Genomic DNA, 23329 nt, shown 5'->3' on the forward strand with positions numbered 1-23329 from the left:
AATATAGGCGAAAATCGTCGAATAATCTTGATGACGATGTAGAACAAGCAGGAGGAAAGTCATGAAATGGCGACATAAGAAGTTCACCTTCATGGTGATCCCGGATGCGAACAGCACGGTTAGGCGTTTCCAACTATCGGCGGTCATTCTCGTAATCGGCGCGATCATAGCCATTGCTATACTTGCGAGCAGCATTACGGCATTCCTGCTATACCGCGGAAATACGGGCCAAATCGGTCAGCTTAAACAGCAATTGTCGGCGGCAACCGGAGACTACGAACAAATGATCGAAAACAAGGACGACCATATTAGCGAGCTTCAAACCGATCTGGCTAATTTGTCCGAACAAACGAAGACGATGAGCTCTCGCATGAACGCGATCAAAAAGCTCGAGGCGGAATTACGGGAAATGGTCGGATTGGATTCCGCGGATTCCACCAAAAGCAAGGCGGCTAAGACGTCGTCTACCGAAACGGACGAGGATGCCGAGCAGTTTGCCATGGATGGCGGCAAAGGCGGAGAAGAACTACCGGTCAGCGATGATGAAATGGCCTTATTGATCGACCGAACCCGCGATCGGCTTCTCTCCCTCGATGAGCAGATCGAGATCATGAAGCCCGAGCTCGAATTAACGAAGGTCGAAGTCGCCAAACAGCAGAAGCTGCTCGCGGTTACTCCAACGATCTGGCCGACGGATTCACGGCGGATAACGTCTACCTTCGGCATACGCAAGGACCCTTTTACGAATCGAGCCACCACTCACGCAGGTTTGGACATAGGCGGAGATACCGGGGATCCGATCTACGCGGCTGCCGACGGCACCGTAATCGAGGCCGATAGAAGCCCTTCCCATGGCAACAACGTGCTCATCGCGCATTCTAACGGTTTGAGAACTCATTATTCCCATATGAGCAAAATACGTACGACGGTCGGAACCAAAGTCAAGAAAGGCGACGTTATCGGCGACCTTGGCTCGACGGGACGAAGCACCGGCCCCCATCTCCATTACGAAGTGATCATCAATGGCGAACATGTAGATCCGAGTCCTTATCTTAGAGCAACTAGAAGGAGCAATTAACCCATGTTTAAGAATAAGAAAGCAAAGATCGATCCCAATATGACCGACACTTTAATCGGAGAAGGAACGACTTTCGAGGGAAAGATTAAATCGGAAGCCGGAATCCGCGTTGAAGGTCAGATGGTCGGCGACATCGATTGCGCCGGCGATATTACGATCGGAGAGAACGGCATAGCCCGATCCGATATCAGAGCCAGGAACGTGGTCGTCGCCGGACAAGTGGTGGGTAACGTAGCCGCATCCGGCAAGTTGACGATCAAAGCAAGCGGACAACTCCACGGCAACCTGTCCGCTCTTGAGTTGTCTATCGAATCCGGAGGCATTTTCCAAGGAACGAGTAAGATGGATGCTAAGGATGCCCCCGTACCGGTTATCGCCGAAGAAAAAATCGCGCCTCGCGAACCCGAAATCGTTAAGTCCGTCTCTCCTGACGGCGATGCGGCTGCCGTTTTCAAAACGTGGTAAGTTTGCGTGTCCTTCCTGATTTCGTGTATGATTCTTAAGTAGGAAGATAGATCGGAAGGCTGACTGGAGTGAGCGAATTGGAAGACTTGAAGAAGGCGTACGAAATACTGGGTTTGCCGGAAGACGCGACTAGGGAACAAGTGGAAAACCGCTATTTTATTTTGTTAAAAAGAGCACGGTCGGAGAAATCGCGCTCGGACGCGGGTGACGAAGATAATCAGGCATTAGATCTGACGGAAATTAATCGCGCTTACAACCTCGTACTGGGAATCGAGTCCGAGAAAACCGGCACGATGGAGAAGCAGACCAAAACCGCTCATTTCTTTTACTATTATAAATTTCACGTCATCATCGGAATCATTGTCGTCTTGATCGCGGGTTACATGATCAAAGAAGGCATCGACAAGCGAAGGGAAGCCGCCAACACGCCTCCCGCCAATCTCAGCCTAAGCGTATTCGGCAACTATTACTTCGTGGACACGGAAATGCTGGAACAAAACATGTTAAAGCTCATTCCGGAATGGAAACGAATCGAAACGAAGCTCGTCTACGTTCCGACGGAAATTAAAAGCCAGCAGGATATGGCCATGCAGCAGAAAAGCGTTCTTATGCTGATGACCGAGATGACCGAGCTCTATATTACGGATCAGAAAAACTTCGAGAGCTTAGCTTTCCAAGGCGCTTTCGTTAATTTGGACGATTTCATGGCGAAGACGGGCATGAGCATTCCGCAGGACAAGATTCGCAAAGCGGCTTCCGAAGAGGATCCCGCCGAACAGCCTTACGGAATCGATATTTCGGGAAGCCCTATATTCAGCGGTATCGAGTTAAACGGAGAACGTCCGATCATCGCGATTCGCGCCAAAGAAGACAAGTGGGCCGACTCCCGCCTGCTGCTCGAGAAGATTATTCAATCGGCGCCCTAATCCGGCAACGAATAGGCCTCAATGACAAACGGATGCATTCAGCTCTTAGAGCCTGAAGCATCCGTTTTGCTTTGTCTATGATATTAATGACCGGTCGTACCGTTATACCACAATACGAGGATCGCCTGCGCGACCAATATCGCGGGCATGCCGACGACGAATGTCATATGCTTCGTTTTGTGACGCCAAACTCTCATCGCAATAATTGCTCCCACGGATCCTCCGATCAGCGCCCATAGAAATAAGTTTCTTTCCGGCACCCTTCTGCCGTGTTTCCTTGCCTGCGACTTATCGTGCGCCATTAAATAGACCGTGATAAGATTCACGACGATATAATAACCGATCAAAAGCAGCATAACTGCGTTCCCCCTTGCACGCGCGGTCGTTTGCTTATAACCCGCGCCTTAATGGCTGTACTCTAATTGGATAACTGCCCGACAAGCTTGTCCAACGATTGGACAAGCGACTCCACATTGCGGATGGATTGAGTAATGTCCTCCATCGACACTCTCTGCTCTTGCGAGGACGAAGACACGGTTTGAACCCTGGAAGCGATGTCGCCCGACGATTGCGATATTTCGTCGATCGACGCCACGACCTGCTCCGATCCGGCCGACATTTGCTCGGATGCCGCGGAGATATCGCCGATCCGGTCGGATAGGGAATGCGCCCTTTCCAGTATAGACGCGAAGGAATGACCGGCATTCTTAACGATCTGACTCCCTCTCTCTACCTCCTGCACCCCATCCGCCATCCGATTGACGACCACGTCGGTCGAAATCTGGACCTGCTCGATTAAGCTTGCGATTTGCATGGCCGATTGCTTGGATTGTTCGGCAAGCTTACGAACCTCCGACGCGACGATTCCGAATCCGCGACCGAACTCTCCCGCCCTAGCCGCTTCTATCGATGCGTTCAACGCCAGCAGGTTCGTCTGCGCGGAAATATCGGTTATCGTTGCGGCGATTCCGCCAATTCGTTGCGTATTGGCTTCAAGTATGGCAGCGGCTTCGGAAACCGCTAACGTGGATTTCTTGATGCGGTCAAGCTGATCGATGGCGCCAAGCACGGATTCGCTGCCTGCTTCGGAACGCTCAACCATCTCGACCGAAGCATCGGCAAGCCGATTGGACGATTCGGCTATCCGCTGAATGCCGACAGCCATCTCTTCCATCGCTCCGGCGCTTTCGTTAGAAGATATCGCCTGTTTCCCCGCGTAGTCGTTGACCTCGCCGATCGCTTCCGCGACCTCCTCCACCGAGGAGAGAGACTTAACGGCGTTACGGGATAACGCTTGAACGATTTGAACAAGCTGAACCGAAGTTTCGCGTACCTGCTCGGTCGTCTCGCGGATCAACCGATCCTTCTCTCTTTTCTCTTCTTCCAACTTCGCGGTATATCGCTTACCGGATCGAATTTGGACAATCGTGGAAGCCGAAGTGAAAATAAGAAAGAGCGCATGGACGAGTACCATCGAGAATGAATATTCATGATCTCCGAATACGACGTCAGGCAAGAACAACCCGGCTCCCAAGTGTTGCACCGCGAATATAGCCGTCGAGATCAAGATCAGAGATATGCTTTCGTAATAAGCGATTATGGCAATGACCATGAAGATGGAGAAATGGAACTCGACCCTGCCTCCGGCCCCCGCAATGATCGATATGCTAGAGAGCGTTAAGGTTAGCGTATTGTAAAGCGGAACCCGGCTAACCGTTCCTTTAAACAATCCAAACGCGCTTAAACCGATCGAGATCAGCGGTAGTACGAACAGCGTCCATGTCAGCCAGCGATACTGTTCTAGGTTCGATCCATGATGTCCGGACTGATTTTGATAGATCGCATGCGTAATGACGGACAGAATCACGACCCCAAGCGCTAATTGGAACATTAACCTATTTTTAGAATGCAAATGCAAGTTGTACACTCCCGATGACGCATGATATCGTTTTCCGCTCGGTTAGGGAATTCAATCCTTTCCCATTGTACAATGAGGGGAGCCGTTTGAATATAGCCCGACGGCACCACAAAGCCCCATGTTTCGCGATGCGAAACACGAGGCCGGCTGTAGCTAACGAATACATGATTATCTAGGTGTTGAAAGGCACGATGTAAGGTTGATCACCATCCGCCGTCTTTAATCCGTTCCATTGCGCGGCATCGGTAATGACGTCTTTCCTAAAGGCCATCCCATATCTCCTGTTGCCTTCCAGATCGTCATCGAGTCTTAACGTGACCTCGCTGACGATCCTCCCTTTATCGTTAAGCTCGTCATAATCGATGTCTACGTTGCGGCCATCCGCGTCGCGAATTTGGAAAGCCGCTTCATCCACGTTCCGGACAGGCTCGCTGAACATGACTTTGACCGATTTACGGTCAAGCACGATGACCTGCGTAACGAATGGCAGCAAGTTTTCCACGGAAGTACCCGCGAATTCGGCAACGTCCGCATTGTTGGAAGTATCCAACGCGGCGACGCCCGTTACTCGGGCAGCATAGACATGACCGCTGCGGAACAGCTCGGGATTGCTCGATTTGTTGCGGAATTGGATCGTAACCGCCCGGTCGCTTTCCGGCTTTCTTTGGACGAACGATTTCCACTCCGTCATCGATACCCCTGAATTATTATCCTTCAGTTCGCTTAATTTCACGTTATTCGCGTCGGAATCGGATAAAGCTCTATTGAAGGTAATCTCCAGAGTGTTTTTGTTTATTGCGACTATGCTTTGCAACTTCGCCTGAACGACGGGGTTGGCAACCGCTCCGAATTTCCAGTTCGTCGACGTATCCATGACGTTACCGGCAATATCGGGAATGCCGCTTACCGTCAGCGTATATACGATTGCATCTTGCTGAGGCGTCGTTCTGAGCGTGACGGTTTTCCCCTCGTTATCCAGTATCGCTTGAACGACCGCCAAGCCTTTATCTATCGCGTAACGATTCGTTTGTACGGCATATTGCGGGTCGACTTTTTCGTTGAATTTAACGGTGATGAGCGCGGTATTCGAATCGATCTTCACTTCGGTTATTTTCGGCTTAGAGCTATCGTTGCTGCCCAAGATCGTTAGGTCGTTTCTCGTGTCCATCACGTTTCCGGCGATGTCCCTGACGTTCCGAACCGTAAGCTGATAGTTTCTTCCGTCCGATTGCTCCGAAGTCGTGAAAGTCACTTTGCGCAGATCCTGCGAAAGCTGCAGAGATGTCAGCTTCAACCCGTTGCTGAATTGATAGTTGGACGAATTCGTCGCGGAAGTCATCTCGACGGGCTCGGAGAACGTAATTTCGTACGCCCGGTTAGGCAGTTTGACCGGCTGCGAGATAATTTGGGGCTTTGTCGTATCATCCGGCGCGGACGTGTAACTCCACGTATTCCCGTCAATCGTTAGCAAGTGAAGCAGGTTCCCGACCTGGCGATCCGTCCATAAAACGATAGACATTCCGTCTTGGCTTAAAGTGGCTTGATAAACGGTGCGAATGCTGCCGTATGCGTCTTTCAACGTAAAACGATCTTTGTCCGTGACGTTATCCGTCTGATTCGTCCACTGCAGCAAGTTCACCCTGACGGATTGATTAGAGGTTTGTTCTACCGAGCGAACGAGCAGCGGATCGATATGCGCGTCCTCATACAGGGCATAAGCCGCATCGACCAATAGTCCCCGCGTCGCGTCGACGGTATAGTCGCTCAGTTGCGGAATAAGTTGCCGATCCAAGGCCATGCTGACGACGCCTCGCGCCCATTTCGACACTTTGCCGGTCACCGGAGTTCCTCCGCCTTCGGATACCCCGTAGCTTCTAATGAAAATCGCGGCTAACTGCTCTACCGTCACGTTGCTCCCCGGCGAGAAGATTCTTTTTTTCGTACCGTTCATTAAGCCGGTGCGGGTAACCGTCTCGATTTCTTGATAGGACCAACGCGTCTTCAACACATCGTCATAGCTCGGCGACGAACTTTGCGCGGGAAGCTCCAGCAAGCGAAACAACACGGCGGCCAACTGCTCCCGCGACATCGTATCGTATAACCGCGAGCTGCCATCCGCAAAGCCGGTAAAAATATTTTTCTGTTTAAGCACCTCGAACTTCTGTTCAGTCGATAAATTCGATGCTCCCAAGGCTGTAATCGGACTGCTTATCAGCATCAGCATAACGAGCATACCCGCAATGATTTTCCTCATCCCGCTACCTCCTCATGGTCTCCGCTACTTCCTTGACGGCTTCATTTGCGGCGATCTGAAAGGTTTGACGCAATTCGGATACGATTTGTTTCTATTATGAGAAAATATTTAACAAAAAGATACGAATGGTAACAACTTGTCCAGAGTTATTCCGGGCAGAAGCGCGGTTATGAGTTACCTCCGCATAATATATTCATTCAAAAACGCGTTGCGGAACTTTCCTTCCGGATCATAGCGGAGAAGCAATCGTTGAAAATCCGGCAGCTTCTCGTAGAGCGATTGCAGTCGGACAGCAGGCATTGTAAACAGCTTGGCCCAGTGCGGACGAGCGCTAAAAGGGGCTAGCTGTTTTTCGATCATCGGCAACACTTCCTGCACCGACCCCCAATTCGGCTTCCATGTAAAATGAAAAGCAACCGACTCCCGGTCGTAACATGGACTCATCCACAGATTGTCTTTGGCTATTGTGCGGACCTCGGAAACATAAAGAAGCGGCGATATGTAATCTCGTATCTCGTCAATCGCGCACAATGCGTGATAGGCAACTTCGCGCGGCACGAAATACTCGCTTTGCAATTCCTCTCCGGCGCTTGGGGTGAAATTCATGCGAAAGTGCGGAAGCCGTTCGTGCCAAGGTCCCGGAATCCCCAACTGTTCGCTGCAATTTTCGGACGTGTACCCTGGCACCGGGTGCCTATGCTCGTTTGCTCGTGTAGCGCCGTAAAATTCAGAAGCCTCATCGTAAGAGAATGGATCGGTAATCTTTTTCTTTAGCCAGACTTGATTAAACTTTGCCTCCTTCCAATCCGTGAACAGACTGACGCTATAAGCACTGGAGAAAATATCTTCGAAGTGTTCTTTAAGCTGAGCTAGAGGCAAGTTGTCATATACGTACTGACTCATCTGAAATTCCGGAACCACTTCGAGCGTCATTTGCGTAACTACGCCCAATCCTCCCAGTCCGACGATTGCTCCCGCTATGTCCCCGTTATGTAGTTCACGTGAGAACTCCGCCGTCTCCCCATTCGCCGTGACGACCTGAAGGGAATGAACCGCTGTAGCCAAATTTCCGTTCCGGTCGCCTGAACCATGCGTAGCCGTTGCGCATGCGCCCGCAACCGTAATATGCGGAAGAGACGCCAAATTGTGCAACGCATAACCGTAACCGTGAAGGTATTGGCTCAACTCTCCATATCGGATTCCGGCTTCGACCGTTACCGTGTTGTTGTTCCGATCTAACTCTATTACTCTATTGAACTTCTGGAGAGAGAGAAGGCTATCGGTACAATCGGCGATTCCATTAAACGAGTGACGCGTCCCCAGCACTTTTATTCGACGGCTGCCGGCCACTAATTCTTTTATTCGCTCTATACTTTCCGGAACATGAAGTTCCGAAGCGCTATACCTGTAGTTCCCTGCCCAGTTTCGATCGTTTTGCATTTCTTCACGCTCCTTGCCCTATGTGGATTGTTATCGCCTGACAGTAAAACGAGCCTAATCGCCGGAAACATCATCTCTCAAAAGTACAATTCTATTTTCATTACTCTTTTCTTTCGCACATCATGCAATTCAAACCGAAGTCCGATTAGAACGGACGAAACATCAATGGGCAGCATAATTCTAGCGGAACCAGCAGACGTTATTCTGCTCAAAAAGGTTCTTTTCAAAATCTAACGGAAATCAGCGCTTTTATTTGGATGTTTGATAGTGAAATCATGGCATTTTATCATAAATAGAGGCTCCCAGCTCCGTTAGAATTTTGAAACACTAGTTTTCGACTAAATAGCGGCCGTGGTGGACCTCTGTCAAGAAAGTGGACACGCTATAAGAGCGTTTATTTAATACTGCTATAGTACTGAGCTTCGAATTGCGAAGGTGATAAGTAACCTAGCGAACCATGTATTCTCTTACGGTTGTAGAAGAGCTCAATATATACAAACATCTCTTGTTGCGCCTGCGCCTTCGTTTGAAATTTCGTACAGTAAATAAACTCCTTCTTCAGCACGCTGTGGAACGATTCGATACAGGCGTTGTCGTAGCAGTTACCTTTGCGGCTCATGCTTGCTTCCATGCCATATTGCTTTAACCTTTCACGGTATTCATCTGATGCATACTGCGAACCCCGATCAGAGTGGTGTATAAGCCCTTTGGGAGGTTTGTGCGTACTGTATGCCTGATCAAGCGCTGCAAGCACTAAATCGGTTGTCATCCGGTCTGCGAGCTTCCAGCCCACAATCTTACGGGTATATAAATCCAGAACGCTGGCGAGGTACAAACGACCTTCACGGCACGGTATATAGGTAATATCGGTTACCCAAATCTTGTTAGGTGCAGTCGTCTTAAAATCCTGATTCAGCACATTTGGTGCTATAGGTTGATCGTGATTCGAGTCAGTGGTGGTCACTCGGAATTTCTTAGATACACAAGAACGTAAACCATTCTCATGCATGATTTTCCCTACTAAACGTTCAGAAACTGTCCAACCTTCTTTTCGTAGAAGTTTTGTGATTTTAGGGCTACCATACCTGTTGTGAGCGTCTAGGAAAAGCCAGGTGATTCGCGCCAATAGCGCTCTGCGACGCTTCTGATAACTGTTCTGGACGGTCTTCTCCAGAAGCCATTTATAGTAACCGCTCCGTGATACACATAGAACTGTGCACATCTTCTCCATTCGAAACTCGGAGCGATGATCTTCGATGAATTGGAACCTTAGTTCCTTTCTTTGCTGAAGATGTGCATGGCCTTTTTTAGGATAGCGATTTCTTCCTTGAGATCCTCAATCGTGCGTTCTTGCTCCATCAGTTGCTTATCTTTCTGGTGAAGGGTCGCACGATCTACAAGCGGTTCATTCTCAAACTTGCGGTACTTGGTCATCCACTGTTTTAACGTACCACTTGGGATGTTTAAATCTTCTCCGATCTGGGGCAATGTCTTTGTCTGTTCCTGAATGTATTTAACAGTCTGTTCTTTAAACTCTTCACTGTAACGCTGTCTCTTCTCACCCATACCGGACACCTCATCTTCTTATTGTTTTTTATTATCTGTTAGTTCTTATGAGGTGTCCACTTTCTATTCTAGCTGCATGGCAGCCGTTAGAAAATAATACTCCGGCCCGTTAGCGTAATTGCAGCACCATTAACTCTTCATCCCAATAGTGAACCCCCGATTTCAGAGCGTTCCGTTCAATTCCATATCCTACAAAACCAACTTTTTCATATAGTCGCTTGGCCGCTGAATTATTTGAAATCACCGTTAAATTAATCCGCTCAAGCCCGTCATACTGACTCGCCCTTTTAATTAGCTCATCTATTAACATTTTGCCGATTCCATTTCCACGATAAATAGAAGAAACGTACATAGCAAAAACATTTCCTTTGTGCATGGTTTTCGGGTTGCTTCCCCTTACAAAGGTGACCATACCAATAAGTTCATTAACGTTAAAAGCACCTAAAGTAAATCGATTATCTGTTGGACTAAGATTTCGCTGTATTTGTTCAAATGGCTTTGCTATCTCCATCTCGAAAGAAGTCAAAAAAGCTGCGGGGTTCTCTTTCAAGGAATGTAGTCTTAGCTCGCGATATATTTCCGCATCTTCTGCGCTTAATAGTCGGATCTCCAACAATTATACCTCCAGACGTTTCAATGGGATGGAACTCCTTTTATTCAACATAGCTGGTTCAAAATCCTCTCCGTAAGCGCTTAAAGCTACCGACATTGATGTCGGCAGCCTTCAACGAAAAGTCGGAATGCAAGTCCTCGAAATACTCAAACTACCTCATTACTAGGAAAAGTAAAGACCCTTGGCTTTACCACTACAGTACGCGGACGATGATTTTACCGCGCGCTCGGCGGCTCTCGCTTTTTTCATGTGCTTTGGCGGTTTCCTCTAAGGGGAACACAACTGCTAGTTGCATCTGCTTAATTTAACGCAAGCAACCTTCTAACGATCTCATCCTTAAACAGCTCGCTAACTGCGAAAGAGACGCAAGGCAGCTTGCCCGAAGCAACGACGTCATCGTTCTCGTACAGATTTACGATCTCGTATCGCCGGCCGTTTCCGATCAGTTCAAGCTGCTCCAGCGTCTGAGTCGCCGGGTCGATGATCCAATATTCCGGTATACCGTGCTCAGCGTAGATCTTCAGCTTCCGCAGACGATCCTTCTTGCGGGAACTCGGCGACAATACTTCGACGACGAGATCCGGTACGCCTTCGATACCTCGTATACTCACGATCTGCGCACGGTTCCGATGAATCATGACCAAGTCCGGTTGCACAACGTTCGTCCGGCTTAAAATAACGTCCAATGGGGCTGTAAGAATGACGTACTCGGAACTACAACTTTGTACGATAAGAGACAGAGCCATGCCTACCATCTGATGAACGGCGGACGACCCAGGAGACATCAACTCCAACTCGCCTTCGAGGACCTCGTAACGTCGCCCGTCGTCGGGTATTCCCGCATAGATTTCATAGGTCACCGGCTGTTCCTTGACCCGATCTTTATTCGTTTTTTTCGATGCCATTCGCCCCGCCCTTCCCGCTTAGAAAATAAAAATGCCCCCGTCAAAGCAACACGTTTCGTGTCCGGCTTTAACGAGGTGCTCCCTCTGTAATATCCATATATTTGCAGTATGAATGAAATGTCGAGCCGTGTCAATTCGTCCTGCTATAAGTTTATCCCCGAGAATACCACCTAGGGGAATGTTTGCTTGCTTTCCGTAATTTCTTCCCGTTGGCGAGCCGATACCAGGTCTCGAAGCTCGGATGATTTTGCCGGAGTCGGATAACTCGGGCCCCCTCTGATAGAACAAACGTCCATAAGTGCTGTACCCGGTAGCTCTTCCGTAACATAACTTAATCCCATGCCATTCACCGGAGTAATCGTTGATATGGTCGTGGCCGCAGAAGGTGCCCATCATGCCCCCTGAGTGAACCATGGCAGAGAACAATCCGGAATTGAGCCGGGGACATTGTACTTTCTCGTATCGATGACCGTAACAAATTCCTCTATCCCAGACTTCGCGATATTCCGGTAAAGGAATGTGGAAGAACATCAAGGAAGGAACCGTATCCCCTCCATTCTCCTCTTTCAACGCATGGGATTGCTCCCGGTACCATCCGACTTGGCTATCGCGGATCCAGTCATACCCTTTCACGAACGGCAAACTCGAATACCCGCCGCTATCGAGAAAATAAAGAGCCGCTGCCGTACTGCCCCGAGAATCAGACACCCGGACGACGAAGTTGCCGACACCGTCCAACTCGGAAGGGCCGGCCTCGGCCACCGACCCCGAATGCTCCAACTGGACGGCCATCAACTGCTCCCTTGTCACGTTATCCTCCGCGTCATGATTGCCGAATATCGCCGCCCACGGAATGCCGCTCTTCTCCGCAACGGATAACGCGTCGCGATAAGACTGCAAAGGATCCTTACAGCCCAAGCTCTCGATCACGTCTCCCGTAAATACGATCAGATCCGGTTTCTCCGCCGCCAATACGCTCTCCATCAGCGCTTGGGTGCGTTGATCCGACGGCCCGCCGTTTTTCCAATGCAAGTCGGTGAATTGTACGATCGTGAACGTCCCGTCCGGACGAAAAGTCAGGTTCCTCTTGTTCATGAATCCCCCTGCCTCGCAGTCGGCAACCTATTCTCTCAAAGCATCGTATAACTTGCTCGACATGTACGAATTCGAGTTTGTCTGATTCGATTGCAACGCTTTTCTAGCTTTGTTAAGCTCATCCTTCAACCGCTGATTTTCCGCTTGGAGAGCTTGCAGTTCTCCATTAACGGATAGCTTGATCCCATTGGCATAATAACTATTCGCTTCGTAAGTCCTGAACGCGACCTCGACTTCGGCAATGCCGAGCGAACGAACGTGCCTGTCGATGCATTCCGCGGCTTGATCCCGAACGGACTGTCCCCGTTCGAACCAGTTTATCTCTACGAACGGATAGGAAGGAACGATTTCCCCGTCGTAACAAGCCGTCGTATGCAAGCATTCAAGTAAAATATGATCCGGCGGGCATTGGCAATGACTGGCCAGCTCCGCCACTAATGGTTTGCTGATCGAGCGAATTTGTTCCGGGGATACTCCCCTGATAAGCAAATGAGGCATTTCATAGGCACTCCTTCAGTAAATAATACCGGTAATCGTCAATTTAATGCGAAAATCCTTCTCAGATAAGGAGAAAGAAAGATACCATCGGGATCCATCAAAGCCCGAAACGCGAGAAATTTGTCCCACTTCGGATACAACGCGCTTAGCCGATCCGCGTTCAATGAATGCATCTTGCCCCAATGCGGGCGTCCGCCATGGCGAAGGAATATCCGTTCCATATCTGCAAAATATTTCTCGTGCGGCATGCCGCGGTACATGTGGACGGCGATATAAGCAGAATTCCGTCCATACGCCGGGCTTAGCCAAATGTCGTCCTCCCGGGCGAAGCGGCATTCGATCGGGAAGAACACGCGGTATTTCTCGCGCGCCATCGTCTCTCGCATCTCGCGAATGACAGTCTCCATCGCCTCGACCGGTAGATTGTACTCCATTTCGTTAAAGCGAACAAGCCGCTTCGTGGCGTAAATCTTATGGCTTTGCTCGATCTTGCCGTTCGTCGGGACGGCCGACGCGCATAATCTGCTAACCGACGCGCTAAGCGGAGGAATATATTTGCATACCTTAGACAACGCTCCGAATACGGCATTCTCCATAATCACGTCGCTGACGTAACTGCTGAATCTGCTCGGCGTCGCGGGTTTCTCGGTCTCGTTCATCATTTTCAGCTGACACGGCTCCGCGTATGGAAACCAGTAAAACTCGAAATTGCGATGCTCGCTCGCTAGGACGGGAAGACGGTCCAAGCAATCGCTCAGCGGGACTCTGGCACTCTCGTAGCTCAGTCTATAGGACGGTCGCAGACGTAGCGTAACCTTCACGATAATACCCAAAGCGCCGAGTGAAATCTGCATCGCCTTGAATAGCTCGGGATGCGATTGCTCGTTGCAATCCATGACTTCCCCGGTTCCGGTCACGACAGTCAGGCCGACGACCTGCGTGGAAATATTGCCGAATTGCAAACCCGTGCCGTGCGTTCCCGTGCTGATCGCGCCTGCAATCGACTGTACATCAATATCTCCCAAATTCTCCTGCGCTAGACCTTCGGTATGCAATAACTCCCCTAGCGTCTTCAGCTTCGTCCCCGCCCACGCGATCGCTGTACGCGCTTCCATATCCACTTTTAACAAGCCTTGCATCCGATCGAGCGATAGCAATACGTCATCGGAGGCCGCCAACGGGGTAAAAGAATGCCCCGAACCGACGACGCGGAGAGTTCTTCCGTCCTTTCGGCATAGCTTAACGACGTCGACGACTTCTTCGACATGGCTTGGATAGACGACCGTTTGCGGCGTCGCTTTCACGAGCCCCGACCAGTTGCTCCACTTTCGTCCGCTCTTCCTCATAAGAAGTTCTCCCCCATGCCTCTGTAGGTCGAGTATTCCCCAACGATAACGCCATCCGAGATCACGTACAAGGAGTCGAACCTCTCGCACAGCTCGCCCGCTTTCGCATGACGGAAAAATACCGGATCGCCCAAGCTAAGCGAATTGGGAATCCGTCCCCGATACCGCAGAGGCGTCTGAACTTCCCCCGCTCCTTCGAGCGGAATCAATTCCAAGCCTTGCGGCAAGTAAGGTTGCGGAAGCTTCGTGATACCCGGCGCTCCCGAAGCGATGTACCCCCCGCCCAAGCACGTCACGATATCGTTGCGCGGCTTCCTGACGATCTCGACTGCGAAGCCTGCCGCAGGCCGGTATCGGAAGTCTCGATAGTGATCGAACAACGTCGGGCTGTAGAACCCCGAACCGACCGTCAATTCGGTCACGTGGGCCTCTTCCCGCGAGCTCGACAAGCTTCCGGTGCCTCCCGCGTTAACGATGCGCAATTCGACTCCGAGTGCTTGAATGCGATGAACGATCTCCGTTCTCCGTTTCGCGATCTCGCGGATCGACCTGCGTTTTAATTGGCGGATCACGGCGTTCTTCAACGCGGCTCCCGGAACCCGATCCCCGACTCCGGCGATCTGGGCTTCGTATCCCATTACTCCGTCGAGGCGTACCCAAGGACTTTCCATCATTCGCTCTACGATCGGTTTGACGTTATCCCATTCGCTCAGGGGCGAGCGCCACACGCCGAATCGTAAGCCCGGGAAATTCGACGACATGTCGATGTCGAGGCACAACGGCACGCGTACGCCAAGCTCTTGCCCAATCGTTGCGATCCGATCGACGTGCTCGACGCAATCCGTCATGAAAGTAATCTCGTGACCTTCGCCGATGAGCTCGATTAATCGACGTATCCCTTCCGGCTCCCAGGTCGGATATCCGAGCAACAGGTCCCGGAATCCCTGTTTCGCCAGAAAAGCGGCTTCCGCAGCCGTATAGCACATAATTCCTTGAAACGTATCCCCCGACGAGAAAATATGCCGGAGCACCTCTACCGAACGGATCGACTTGCTGGCTACGCGAATCTTTTTGCTTCCCGCCGCGCGGGCGATGTCCTGTATGTTCCGATCGAGCAATTCCCTATCCAAATAAGCGAACGGCATCGAAACATTCGCAAAGCATTTCTTGTAAGCTTCATAGTCGGGAGTCAGGGCGAGATCGTCCTTTCGGCGTCAATTTATCGAAGCAGCTTGCGGATCATGCGTAATCCCCACTTGGATTTCGGATAACGGAATGGCAAATCGAAACGATCCGACTGCTTGAGGATGCTCTTATAATGAGAGAACGCCTGAAAACCGAACTCCCCGTGATAACTCCCTATCCCGCTCGTGCCGACGCCTCCGAAAGGCAAATACGGATTGGCCAGATGAAGGATCGTATCGTTGACGCAGCCCCCGCCGAACGGAATTCTTTCGATGATCCGTTGCTGGAACTCGCGGCTCCCCGAGAATAAGTAAAGCGCGAGAGGTTTGGGATGAGCTCGAACCGTATTCAGAATTTCTTCGGTACCTTCATAGACTATTACAGGCAAAATCGGACCGAAAATTTCCCCTTGCATCGCTTTGGATTCCAACGTAACTCCGTCCAATATCGTCGGAGCAAGCTTGCCGGTAATCTCGTCCGACTGTCCCCCGTGAACGATGCGAACGTCATCGTCCAATAAATCGAGCAACCGGCGGAAGTGGCGCCCGTTCACGATCTTGCCGTAATCCGGGTCTTGCAACGGTTCTCTGCCGTAGAACTCCTCGATGACCTCGGACATCTTGTTCAACAGAGCCGTCTTGACTTCCTTATGCACGAGCAAATAATCGGGAGCCACGCAGGTTTGACCCGCGTTCGTCCACTTGCCGAACACGATTCTCCTCGCGGCTAACTCGATGTTCGCATCCTTGTGAACGATGCAAGGACTTTTGCCGCCTAGTTCCAAAGTCACCGGAATCAGACTTTTGGCGGCGGCAGCCATTACGACTCGTCCTACAGCGGGGCTGCCGGTAAAGAAGATGTGGTCGAACGGCCGCTTAAGCAACTCCGTGCTCGTCTCCAAGCCGCCTTCGACAACCGTTGCATATTCCGGCGGGAACGTCTCCCGTATAAGCCGGGCAAGCAGACCGGACGTAGCCGGGGCAAGTTCGGAAGGCTTCAATACCATCGTATTGCCCGCCGCGATCGCGGATACGACCGGAACGAGCATTAATTGCAGCGGGTAATTCCAAGGACCCATAATCAATGTCGTCCCCAGAGGCTCGGGAACGATGCGACTGCTGCCGCCGATATGCGTTAGCGGAGTCCTTACCCTCTTCGGCTTGGACCAGCGTCGCACGTTCCGAAGGGCAACCCGGATTTCATTCAGAATAATACCGATCTCCGTCGAGTAAGCCTCTTGCTCGGACTTATTCAAATCTTGTTTCAGCGCATCCATCATCTCGGGCTCGAGACGTTGTGCGGCTTGCCGAAGCAAGAGAAGCTGTTCCTTGCGGAAACGAACCGATCTCGTCGCTCCGGTGTGGTAGAACCGTTGCTGACTGCTTATCATCTCATCTAAATAAGCGGAATCTCCCGCATTCGAGTTTTTATCGTTCAAAGGGTTTGCTCCTTCGGAGGCGATTCGCGATTTGTCCTCTATAATGAATTATCTAGGTAAATAGACCCTTATGTAAATAGTTTTCTGACAATTGGCGGTTGCATGCATCGATAATCATGCGGTATGATCGTTTCAAACACGGAGGTGCATATGAAAATGGGAATATCGAAATCCAAGCAACAGCGACGAAAGACGGAACGCGCCGGCAACAACAACCCTGAAATGAGCCGGTTGCAATGGCAAAGAAAGCCGCAAACGCAAGTCGTAGCGAACAAGAAAGCAGAGCAGCGCCGAACGCATTGCCGCCACAAGGGCAGCCGCGACGGCGCTGATTTTTTTATCGCCATATCCGACGCTCTCTGACTCCCCTCGTTTTCCCGCCGCCGTCACGCCTCGTAGTTGTATTTTTTCCGCGCGAATCTCGCCAACAAGTTTACGAATCCATACAGAATGACGGACAAAAGGGCTAACATCATAATGCTGACCATGACGAGATTCATCTGAAAAACCTGACCGCCGTAGATGATTAAATAGCCTAGACCCGCCTTGGAGGACAAGAATTCTCCCATCACGACCCCGACGAGAGTCAATCCGACGTTCACCTTCAATGTCGCTATAAAATGCGGCACGCTTGCCGGAAGCAGCACCATTCGCAGCATTTGCGCCTTCGTAGCTCCAAAAGATTCCATGAGCTTCAGTTTCGTTTTGCTGATTTCCCTAAATCCGCTTTCCACCATAATAATCGTTACGATAATCGAGATCGCGACCGCCATGCCGTATATCGAGTAGCGGTCTCCGAGCCATATATAGAAAATCGGGCCTAACGCCACCTTCGGAAGAGCATTCAATACGACGATATAAGGCTCCAGCACCTTGGAGGCGAATGTCGACCACCAGAACAAGACCGCGATAGCCGTTCCGAGCGCCATGGAGATGACGATACCGACCAACGTTTCCACTCCGGAAATCCAAGTATGCCTGAACAGACTGCCTTCGAAAGCCAGCTCGCGAAAAGAAGTCAGAAGCTGCGAGGGTTTGCTCGTCAACATTGGGTCGATCCATTTCCATCTCGCCGCGAGCTCCCACAAGACAAGGAACGCCGCGAGCACCGACAAGCGCGTCAATGCGATCAGCCGAAGCTTGCGCCTCTGAACTTTAAGGAAACGGTCATAAAGAGGGGACGACATGCTCCTCAAGCTCCTTCCATATCGCATTGAAATAAAAAGTGTATCGGCCGGCCTCCCGTTTCTTCCATGGGGATAGATCGTCTCCTTCGTCGAAACGGATCGGATGGACCGAAGAGATCGTGCTCGGACGCTTCGACATGACCATGACCCGGTCGGCCATGCTGATCGCTTCGGATAGATCGTGGGTAACGAGCAGCGCCGTTTTCCCTTGATCCTTAATGATATGGAACACCTCCTCGGAAAGCGTTAGCCGAGTCTGGTAATCCAACGCGGAGAACGGTTCGTCCAGCAGTAAAATATCCGGTTCCGCAACGAGCGTGCGAATCAAAGCAACCCGTTGGCGCATCCCTCCCGACAACTGTGAAGGATAGTGCGACGCGAATTCTCCCAGCCCGTACCGATCTAGCAGCTCCAGAGCTTTCCGCTTCGCTTTGGCGCGATCCATCCGGCGAATTTCCGCTCCGACCATCAGGTTGCTAAGAACGTCCCTCCACTCGAACAGATGATCATGCTGTAGCATGTATCCAACCTTAGGAGAAGTTCCCGACACCTCGTGACCGTCGATCAGAATGGTCCCTTTCGTAGGCTTTAGCATGCCGGAAACAAGGGAGAGCAGCGTGCTTTTGCCGCAGCCGCTCGGCCCTACGATGCTGATGAATTCTCCGTGCCCGATCGACAGGTTGATGTCGCGTATCGCTTCGGTCTCTTGTTTAAGCGTAAAATAACTCAACCCGACGTCCTTCAGTTCGATCTGCTCCATAGGCTCATCAATCCGATTTTCCGATATTTTTGACGAAGCTCATGTCTACGATGTCATCCATATTCGCTACTTTCTCTTCGGACTTAAGCACGCCGTTCTCTATAAGCACGTTTTGCAGCGTGTCGAATTGCGCTTGCGTCAGCTCGGGGTTCGTCGGCCAAGTATCCTGGCTCTTATATCTCTCGACCGATTGCAGGATGAGATCTTCTGGCGTTCCTTCGAAGAAAGGAGCCAGCGCCTTCGCGATGTCCGCATCGGATGCCGTATTCAGCCACTTGGCGCCTTCCGCGACCGCGTTCGTGAATTTCTGGATGATCTTCGGATTCGCTTTAATATAGTCCGAAGTCGCGACGTAGGACGTTTCCGGGAACGGCCCGAACGCTTCGCCCAGCGATGCGGCGTAATAGGCTTTGCCTTCCTTCACGAGCGTGGAAGCGACCGGTTCGAACAGCTGAATGAAATCGCCCTGCCCGCTAGCGAACGCGCCCGCCATCGCCGGAGCCGCGAGATTCGTGATGACCTTGGCGTCTTTGACTTGTTCCTTGATCAGCATAGAGTTCAGGACCATCTGAGGAGCGCTGCCCGGTCTCCAGCCGATAATCGTTTTTCCTTGCAGATCGCTCCATTTGAAATCGTCGAGCTTCTCGCGGGACAAGAGGAAGGAACCGTCCTTGGACGTAAGCTGGTGGAATACTTTAAGCGTTTTGTCTCCTTTTTGGTTGTAGATGTAGATGCTCGTTTCCGGTCCGACCAAGGAAATATCCGCCGTGCCCGCGATCAATGCTGCCGCTCCTTTATCCGAGCCTTGCGAAGTGTTCATGTCTACGTTCAGCCCTTGGTCCTTGAAGAAGCCTTGGGACATGGCCACGTAATGCGGCGCGTAGAAAATCGAGCGGATAACCTCGGAAAATTTAACCGTCGTAAGCTTATCGGAATCTTTGCCTTTGTTGGAGCAAGCCGCAGTCAGAAGCAGAAGCATCGCGACCAAGACAAGCAGTACCGGTTTTCTCCTGTTGAACATTAGGGGTCTCTTCCTCTCTGATTGACGTTCGTTCTATATGAACGGCCCGTAGCTGAACCGGAATAGGCGACGTGGAAAAATGGGGGCCGCTCGGCCTCCTTGCTACCTACTAGCTAGGGAGGGGGTGCGGATTTGCCTCGCTGTAGTCGGTTTTTTCGACTATGAGAGCTCGGTGAAGCGGACTTGCCTCGCTATAGTCGGTTTTTTCGACTATGAGGGCTCGGTGGTGCGGATCGACCTAGCTATAGTCGGTTTTTTCGACTATGAGGGCTCGGTGGTACGGATCGACCTAGCTATAGTCGGTTTTTTCGACTATGAGGGCTCGGTGGTGCGGATCGACCTAGCTATAGTCGGTTTTTTCGACTATGAGGGCTCGGTGGTGCGGATCGACCTCACTATAGTCGGTTTTTTCGACTATGAGGGCTCGGTGGTGCGGCTCGGCCTCACAATAGTCGGTTTTTTCGACTATGAGGGCTCGGTGGTGCGGATCGGCCTCGCTAAATGTGTGCTGCAAGCCGCTGTGAGCGGTCTAATTGGTCAATTTTCGAGGTAACGTGTGCTGCAAGCAGCTGTGGGCGGTCTAATTAGTCGGATTTCGAGGTAACGTGTGCTGCAAGCAGCTGTGGGCGGTTATTACCATTTCCGAAACAACAAAAAGGCCTTGAATAGGTATTATCCTATTCAAAGCCGGGGGTTCGCGTTCATCGCGAGTTTATTGGTAATCTTCTTTCACCTTAACTCCAAGCAGGTAAGCAAAACCCCGCACCTGCTCTGAGCCGACGATGCAGCCTTGCAAGCTTTCCAATGTAGCGCCGATGCTCTGAAATCGGCATGTGCTGAGGTCGACGCCCGTCAGCTTCGTTCCTGAGAATTGCGCTTGATCAATGCCCGATTCGTTGAATTCGATCATGGAGAACTTTGCTTCGTAGTAGTCGGCTTTATCGAAATTGCTTTGCGCGAAACAGACCTGCTTCATATCCGCGAACCGGAAGACGGAGTATTGGGCGTTGCATTGGTCGAACTTCACGTTGCGCATCGTCGAGGTCGAGAGATCAAACCCGAGCATCTTGCAGTTATTGAATTGCACGCGATGCAATATCGAATCGCGGAAATTAACGTTCGACAAATCGCAGCGGTTAAACACGACATCGGTAAATTCCGCTCTTTCCAAGTTGACTTGGTCGAACAGGACGTTCTCGAATACAACGCGGTCGAAACTGACTTTGTCCGCGGAATGGTTCGCTATCGTTCCTTGGGTGAATCGACCATTCTCGAATACTTGTTTATCTTGCATTTCATAGTCTTCGATCGTTAGCGTTTCCAAGTGGTCGGGTATTCGCGGAGCTTCCAACGTGCTCTTGTTGATTTTTTTCGTTACTGCCATAAGACATGCCTCCATTCGGATCGAGCTATGGATAATAAAAAGGACTGTGCCGTCAGGCTACTGAAGAATCAGTCCTGATACAGTCCTTCTATTATGGAGGAATCGCGGACGAATGGGAAGTCGCATGAATCGAGGACGCAGAGTAATCTCTTTGGAGTGCTTCGAATCTATCCTTTTCGCTGTCCAACATCCTAAGCCGTCCAAGCTCTACGCATAACGGAACCGCGTTCCGCTAATACGCCGAAAGTCCAGGTAGAACACGGGATAGCGGAATACAGTTCCTCTACTACAACCAATAGTCCCCCTCCACTGGCCAAACTTCATACTTAGCGGCACTGCGTTCTATTATTACGCTGGAAGTCCAAGGAAGAACACGGGATAGCGGAACACGTTTCCTCTATCTCTACTGGTCCCCCCATCGCAAAGCCCAAACTAGAATACCAAATCATTTTCGTCCGCGATATCACACCTAAACACAGAATTACTCGAAAATATCGAACAACTCGCGCGTGAACGGAACTGTGGAGAAGAATTACTCGAAAATTTCGTACAACTCGCGCTTGAACGGAACTGTGGAGAAGAATTACTCGAAAATATCGAACAACTCGCGCGTGAACGGAACTATTGAGAAGAATTACTCGAAAATTTCGTGCAACTCGCGCGTGAAATGGAACTCAATCACACAGAAGTCCGTGTGTAAAGCGAGAGGTCGGCATCGTCGGATAGCATCAAAGCCCGATCGCTCGATCGTCGACCAGCCACGCGGACAATTGCTTTCTCCCTCGCCGCAAGTAAGACTTGACGGTGTTCTCCGGGCAATCGAGCAAACGTGCGATTTCGCCGCAGCTGAATTGCTTATAGAACCGCAGGTACAACGCAGTACGCATTCGAGAATTGAACCGCAAGAGCAGTCTCCGCACTAACCTCTCGAATTCCCGATCCAGCACGGCCTGCTCCGGAGTCGTTCGGTTCGAAATGGCGGAATCGTCTAGCGGTTGCCAGGAAACCCGCCGTTTCCGGCGCCATTGATCGACGAAGAGGCGATATCCTGTTAAGGCGAGCCATTCCTTCGCATGCTCAGGAAGACGATTCTGCTGGCACAGCCTTAAAAATATTTCCTGAACCAGGTCGGCCGCTTCTTCCCGGTTGCGGGTCAGATTAAGCATGAATTTGTTCAAATAGAGGTAATGCGCCGTATAGAGTTCACCCAGATCGGCCGTTACCCGTTCCATCCGTTCGCTCGCCTCCGATCTGTCCCGTTGGATGCGCCGAGACGTCGGGAGGTCCGATGATAACCCGTTTCCCGTCGAATTCGAGCACCGCCTTGCCGTCGACGCTCATCGCGTCTAAATACGCCTGCGGGATTTGAAGCCGGCCGACGCGGTCGATGACGACGAATTGTTCATGCTGCGCTCCGAACTTTGACGCGTGCCCGGCAACGTTCGAACCCTCGGCGACTAGGTTTGACGCTTCCTCGTCCGCCGAACCAAAGTCCATCTGTACAGAGTCCGACGTAGGAGCGGTCATCTCCCGTTTGACCCATTCCGTGCTCGTTAATCCGTCCCTTATGGCGACGACGCGATCGACTTTGTCCGCAACGGAGAGATCATGGGTGACGATGACGATCGTAACCCCCATATCCCGGTTGAGCCTGCGGAAAATATCGAGAATCTGCTCTCCCGTGGCGCTGTCCACCGAGCCAGTCGGCTCATCGGCCAGGACGAGGAGCGGACGGTTGGACAACGCGATCGCGATCGCCACCCTCTGCTGCTCGCCTCCGCTTAATTGCGTGAGCCGGCTGCCCATCCGTTGCTCTAAGCCGACCGAGGCAAGCAATTGCTTAGCGTAAGCGCGATCCGCTTTGCCCTGGATAAGCATCGGCAGCTCGACGTTCTGGAGGGCGGTAAGATAAGGTACCAGATTTCTAGCGTTATTCTGCCATATAAAACCGACGGTGCGGCGCTTGTATTCGATAAGTTGCTCCTTCGTCATCTTCAGCAGATTCCATGGCCCGACAATCGCTTGTCCTGCCGATGGCCGATCAAGGCCGCCAAGAATGTTGAGCAACGTTGATTTTCCGCTGCCGCTATTGCCGATAATGGCCATCATTTCGCCTTGCTCCACCGTCATATTCAAGCCCTGAAGCGCAACGACCTCTACGTCGTCGGACTTGAAAATCTTCACTAGACCTTCGCAATGGATCATCGCAGGGCCTCCTTCTTCGAATCATCCGTCAACCTTATCTTTCTT

At 51.2% G+C, this 23329-nt stretch carries 24 protein-coding genes and 1 pseudogene; 5 read left to right on the top strand and 20 right to left on the bottom strand.

The features are described 5' to 3' along the window. Positions 1-61 precede the first annotated feature (61 nt). The 3 genes from HH215_RS36860 (at position 62) to HH215_RS15320 (ending at position 2469) form a co-directional block, all read left to right on the top strand. Entirely contained in the window at positions 62-1078 is a 1017-nt protein-coding gene (locus HH215_RS36860; protein WP_169280695.1) for a M23 family metallopeptidase, read from the top strand. 3 nt (positions 1079-1081) lie between these two features. Beyond that, positions 1082-1543, top strand: a complete 462-nt coding sequence (locus tag HH215_RS15315; protein ID WP_169280696.1) for a bactofilin family protein — start codon at positions 1082-1084, stop codon at positions 1541-1543. 68 nt (positions 1544-1611) lie between these two features. Beyond that, complete coding sequence (locus HH215_RS15320) at positions 1612-2469, top strand: J domain-containing protein (RefSeq protein WP_169280697.1); 858 nt, start codon at positions 1612-1614, stop codon at positions 2467-2469. An 83-nt stretch (positions 2470-2552) separates the two neighbouring features. Here the strand turns inward: HH215_RS15320 and HH215_RS15325 are convergent, their stop codons facing one another. From HH215_RS15325 to HH215_RS15385, 14 genes and pseudogenes are all read right to left on the bottom strand, one after another. Next, entirely contained in the window at positions 2553-2825 is a 273-nt protein-coding gene (locus HH215_RS15325; protein ID WP_169280698.1) for a DUF1294 domain-containing protein, read from the bottom strand. A 62-nt stretch (positions 2826-2887) separates the two neighbouring features. Further along, a complete protein-coding gene (locus HH215_RS15330; RefSeq protein ID WP_169280699.1) occupies positions 2888-4387 on the bottom strand; it encodes a methyl-accepting chemotaxis protein in 1500 nt (499 codons plus the stop codon). A gap of 172 nt (positions 4388-4559) precedes the next feature. Beyond that, a complete protein-coding gene (locus HH215_RS15335) occupies positions 4560-6641 on the bottom strand; it encodes an Ig-like domain-containing protein (protein WP_169280700.1) in 2082 nt (693 codons plus the stop codon). Between the two features lie 174 nt (positions 6642-6815). Beyond that, entirely contained in the window at positions 6816-8081 is a 1266-nt protein-coding gene (locus HH215_RS15340; RefSeq protein ID WP_169280701.1) for an FAD-binding protein, read from the bottom strand. A 394-nt stretch (positions 8082-8475) separates the two neighbouring features. Further along, positions 8476-9342: pseudogene (locus HH215_RS15345) on the bottom strand (IS3 family transposase); the annotation flags it as partial. Positions 9343-9350: 8 nt separating this feature from the next. Beyond that, a complete protein-coding gene (locus tag HH215_RS36070) occupies positions 9351-9647 on the bottom strand; it encodes a transposase (protein WP_217362261.1) in 297 nt (98 codons plus the stop codon). 109 nt (positions 9648-9756) lie between these two features. Beyond that, positions 9757-10260: a GNAT family N-acetyltransferase gene (locus tag HH215_RS15350; RefSeq protein WP_169280702.1), complete on the bottom strand. Its 504-nt coding sequence runs from the start codon at positions 10258-10260 to the stop codon at positions 9757-9759. Between the two features lie 193 nt (positions 10261-10453). Then, positions 10454-10555 carry a zinc-binding dehydrogenase gene (locus HH215_RS37040; protein WP_169280703.1) on the bottom strand — a complete coding sequence of 34 codons (102 nt, stop codon included), beginning with the start codon at positions 10553-10555 and terminating at the stop codon, positions 10454-10456. A gap of 4 nt (positions 10556-10559) precedes the next feature. After that, on the bottom strand, positions 10560-11165 hold the full coding sequence (locus HH215_RS15360; RefSeq protein WP_169280704.1) for a Uma2 family endonuclease: 606 nt from the start codon (positions 11163-11165) through the stop codon (positions 10560-10562). Between the two features lie 18 nt (positions 11166-11183). Continuing rightward, positions 11184-12260 (bottom strand): metallophosphoesterase family protein, encoded by a 1077-nt coding sequence (locus HH215_RS15365; protein ID WP_310735599.1) that lies wholly within the window; start codon positions 12258-12260, stop codon positions 11184-11186. Positions 12261-12287: 27 nt separating this feature from the next. Then, entirely contained in the window at positions 12288-12758 is a 471-nt protein-coding gene (locus HH215_RS15370; RefSeq protein ID WP_169280705.1) for a DUF1904 family protein, read from the bottom strand. Between the two features lie 38 nt (positions 12759-12796). Continuing rightward, entirely contained in the window at positions 12797-14104 is a 1308-nt protein-coding gene (locus HH215_RS15375; RefSeq protein ID WP_169280706.1) for a D-arabinono-1,4-lactone oxidase, read from the bottom strand. Further along, the gene (locus HH215_RS15380) at positions 14101-15249 is read right to left on the bottom strand and encodes an amino acid deaminase/aldolase (protein WP_169280707.1); all 1149 of its coding nucleotides are present in this window, start codon (positions 15247-15249) and stop codon (positions 14101-14103) included. The genes HH215_RS15375 and HH215_RS15380 overlap by 4 nt, the downstream gene beginning before the upstream one ends. Before the next feature lie 74 nt (positions 15250-15323). Beyond that, positions 15324-16727 (bottom strand): aldehyde dehydrogenase, encoded by a 1404-nt coding sequence (locus HH215_RS15385; RefSeq protein WP_256376724.1) that lies wholly within the window; start codon positions 16725-16727, stop codon positions 15324-15326. Between the two features lie 156 nt (positions 16728-16883). Between HH215_RS15385 and brfA the strand changes: the two genes are divergently transcribed. Continuing rightward, positions 16884-17090: a ribosome rescue factor BrfA gene (gene brfA / locus HH215_RS15390; RefSeq protein ID WP_254450498.1), complete on the top strand. Its 207-nt coding sequence runs from the start codon at positions 16884-16886 to the stop codon at positions 17088-17090. Between the two features lie 23 nt (positions 17091-17113). Here brfA and HH215_RS15395 read toward each other — a convergent pair whose 3' ends face one another. From HH215_RS15395 to HH215_RS15405, 3 genes are read right to left on the bottom strand one after another with little or no spacing between them, the layout of a single operon-like run. Continuing rightward, entirely contained in the window at positions 17114-17914 is an 801-nt protein-coding gene (locus HH215_RS15395) for an ABC transporter permease (protein ID WP_169280708.1), read from the bottom strand. Further along, positions 17895-18674 (bottom strand): ABC transporter ATP-binding protein, encoded by a 780-nt coding sequence (locus HH215_RS15400; RefSeq protein ID WP_169280709.1) that lies wholly within the window; start codon positions 18672-18674, stop codon positions 17895-17897. The genes HH215_RS15395 and HH215_RS15400 overlap by 20 nt, the downstream gene beginning before the upstream one ends. A 7-nt stretch (positions 18675-18681) precedes the next feature. Further along, complete coding sequence (locus tag HH215_RS15405; protein WP_169280710.1) at positions 18682-19695, bottom strand: ABC transporter substrate-binding protein; 1014 nt, start codon at positions 19693-19695, stop codon at positions 18682-18684. Positions 19696-19921: 226 nt separating this feature from the next. On the opposite strand from HH215_RS15405, the gene HH215_RS15410 reads away from it, so the two are divergent. Further along, positions 19922-20248: a hypothetical protein gene (locus HH215_RS15410; RefSeq protein ID WP_169280711.1), complete on the top strand. Its 327-nt coding sequence runs from the start codon at positions 19922-19924 to the stop codon at positions 20246-20248. 159 nt (positions 20249-20407) lie between these two features. On the opposite strand, the gene HH215_RS15415 is transcribed toward HH215_RS15410, so the two are convergent. The 3 genes from HH215_RS15415 to HH215_RS15425 all read right to left on the bottom strand — a co-directional run bounded on the left by HH215_RS15415 (position 20408) and on the right by HH215_RS15425 (position 23284). Further along, entirely contained in the window at positions 20408-21079 is a 672-nt protein-coding gene (locus tag HH215_RS15415; protein WP_169280712.1) for a pentapeptide repeat-containing protein, read from the bottom strand. A gap of 728 nt (positions 21080-21807) precedes the next feature. Further along, positions 21808-22311: an RNA polymerase sigma factor gene (locus tag HH215_RS15420; protein WP_169280713.1), complete on the bottom strand. Its 504-nt coding sequence runs from the start codon at positions 22309-22311 to the stop codon at positions 21808-21810. Beyond that, on the bottom strand, positions 22283-23284 hold the full coding sequence (locus HH215_RS15425; protein ID WP_169280714.1) for an ABC transporter ATP-binding protein: 1002 nt from the start codon (positions 23282-23284) through the stop codon (positions 22283-22285). Before HH215_RS15425 ends, HH215_RS15420 begins: the two co-directional genes overlap by 29 nt. Positions 23285-23329: the final 45 nt, after the last annotated feature.

The sequence above is a fragment of the Cohnella herbarum genome (assembly GCF_012849095.1).
Taxonomy (GTDB): Bacteria; Bacillota; Bacilli; order Paenibacillales; family Paenibacillaceae; genus Cohnella; species Cohnella herbarum.

Bases quoted from the DNA above. Each gene is read 5' to 3' on its own strand.
- HH215_RS36860 (WP_169280695.1), top strand. From the start codon at position 62: ATGAAATGGCGACATAAGAAGTTCACCTTCATGGTGATCCCGGATGCG.
- HH215_RS15315 (WP_169280696.1), top strand. From the start codon at position 1,082: ATGTTTAAGAATAAGAAAGCAAAGATCGATCCCAATATGACCGACACT.
- HH215_RS15325 (WP_169280698.1), bottom strand. From the start codon at position 2,825: ATGCTGCTTTTGATCGGTTATTATATCGTCGTGAATCTTATCACGGTC.
- HH215_RS15335 (WP_169280700.1), bottom strand. From the start codon at position 6,641: ATGAGGAAAATCATTGCGGGTATGCTCGTTATGCTGATGCTGATAAGC.
- HH215_RS15340 (WP_169280701.1), bottom strand. From the start codon at position 8,081: ATGCAAAACGATCGAAACTGGGCAGGGAACTACAGGTATAGCGCTTCG.
- HH215_RS36070 (WP_217362261.1), bottom strand. From the start codon at position 9,647: ATGGGTGAGAAGAGACAGCGTTACAGTGAAGAGTTTAAAGAACAGACT.
- HH215_RS37040 (WP_169280703.1), bottom strand. From the start codon at position 10,555: ATGCAACTAGCAGTTGTGTTCCCCTTAGAGGAAACCGCCAAAGCACAT.
- HH215_RS15360 (WP_169280704.1), bottom strand. From the start codon at position 11,165: ATGGCATCGAAAAAAACGAATAAAGATCGGGTCAAGGAACAGCCGGTG.
- HH215_RS15365 (WP_310735599.1), bottom strand. From the start codon at position 12,260: ATGAACAAGAGGAACCTGACTTTTCGTCCGGACGGGACGTTCACGATC.
- HH215_RS15370 (WP_169280705.1), bottom strand. From the start codon at position 12,758: ATGCCTCATTTGCTTATCAGGGGAGTATCCCCGGAACAAATTCGCTCG.
- HH215_RS15375 (WP_169280706.1), bottom strand. From the start codon at position 14,104: ATGAGGAAGAGCGGACGAAAGTGGAGCAACTGGTCGGGGCTCGTGAAA.
- HH215_RS15380 (WP_169280707.1), bottom strand. From the start codon at position 15,249: ATGCCGTTCGCTTATTTGGATAGGGAATTGCTCGATCGGAACATACAG.
- brfA (WP_254450498.1), top strand. From the start codon at position 16,884: ATGGGAATATCGAAATCCAAGCAACAGCGACGAAAGACGGAACGCGCC.
- HH215_RS15395 (WP_169280708.1), bottom strand. From the start codon at position 17,914: ATGTCGTCCCCTCTTTATGACCGTTTCCTTAAAGTTCAGAGGCGCAAG.
- HH215_RS15400 (WP_169280709.1), bottom strand. From the start codon at position 18,674: ATGGAGCAGATCGAACTGAAGGACGTCGGGTTGAGTTATTTTACGCTT.
- HH215_RS15405 (WP_169280710.1), bottom strand. From the start codon at position 19,695: ATGTTCAACAGGAGAAAACCGGTACTGCTTGTCTTGGTCGCGATGCTT.
- HH215_RS15415 (WP_169280712.1), bottom strand. From the start codon at position 21,079: ATGGCAGTAACGAAAAAAATCAACAAGAGCACGTTGGAAGCTCCGCGA.
- HH215_RS15420 (WP_169280713.1), bottom strand. From the start codon at position 22,311: ATGGAACGGGTAACGGCCGATCTGGGTGAACTCTATACGGCGCATTAC.
- HH215_RS15425 (WP_169280714.1), bottom strand. From the start codon at position 23,284: ATGATCCATTGCGAAGGTCTAGTGAAGATTTTCAAGTCCGACGACGTA.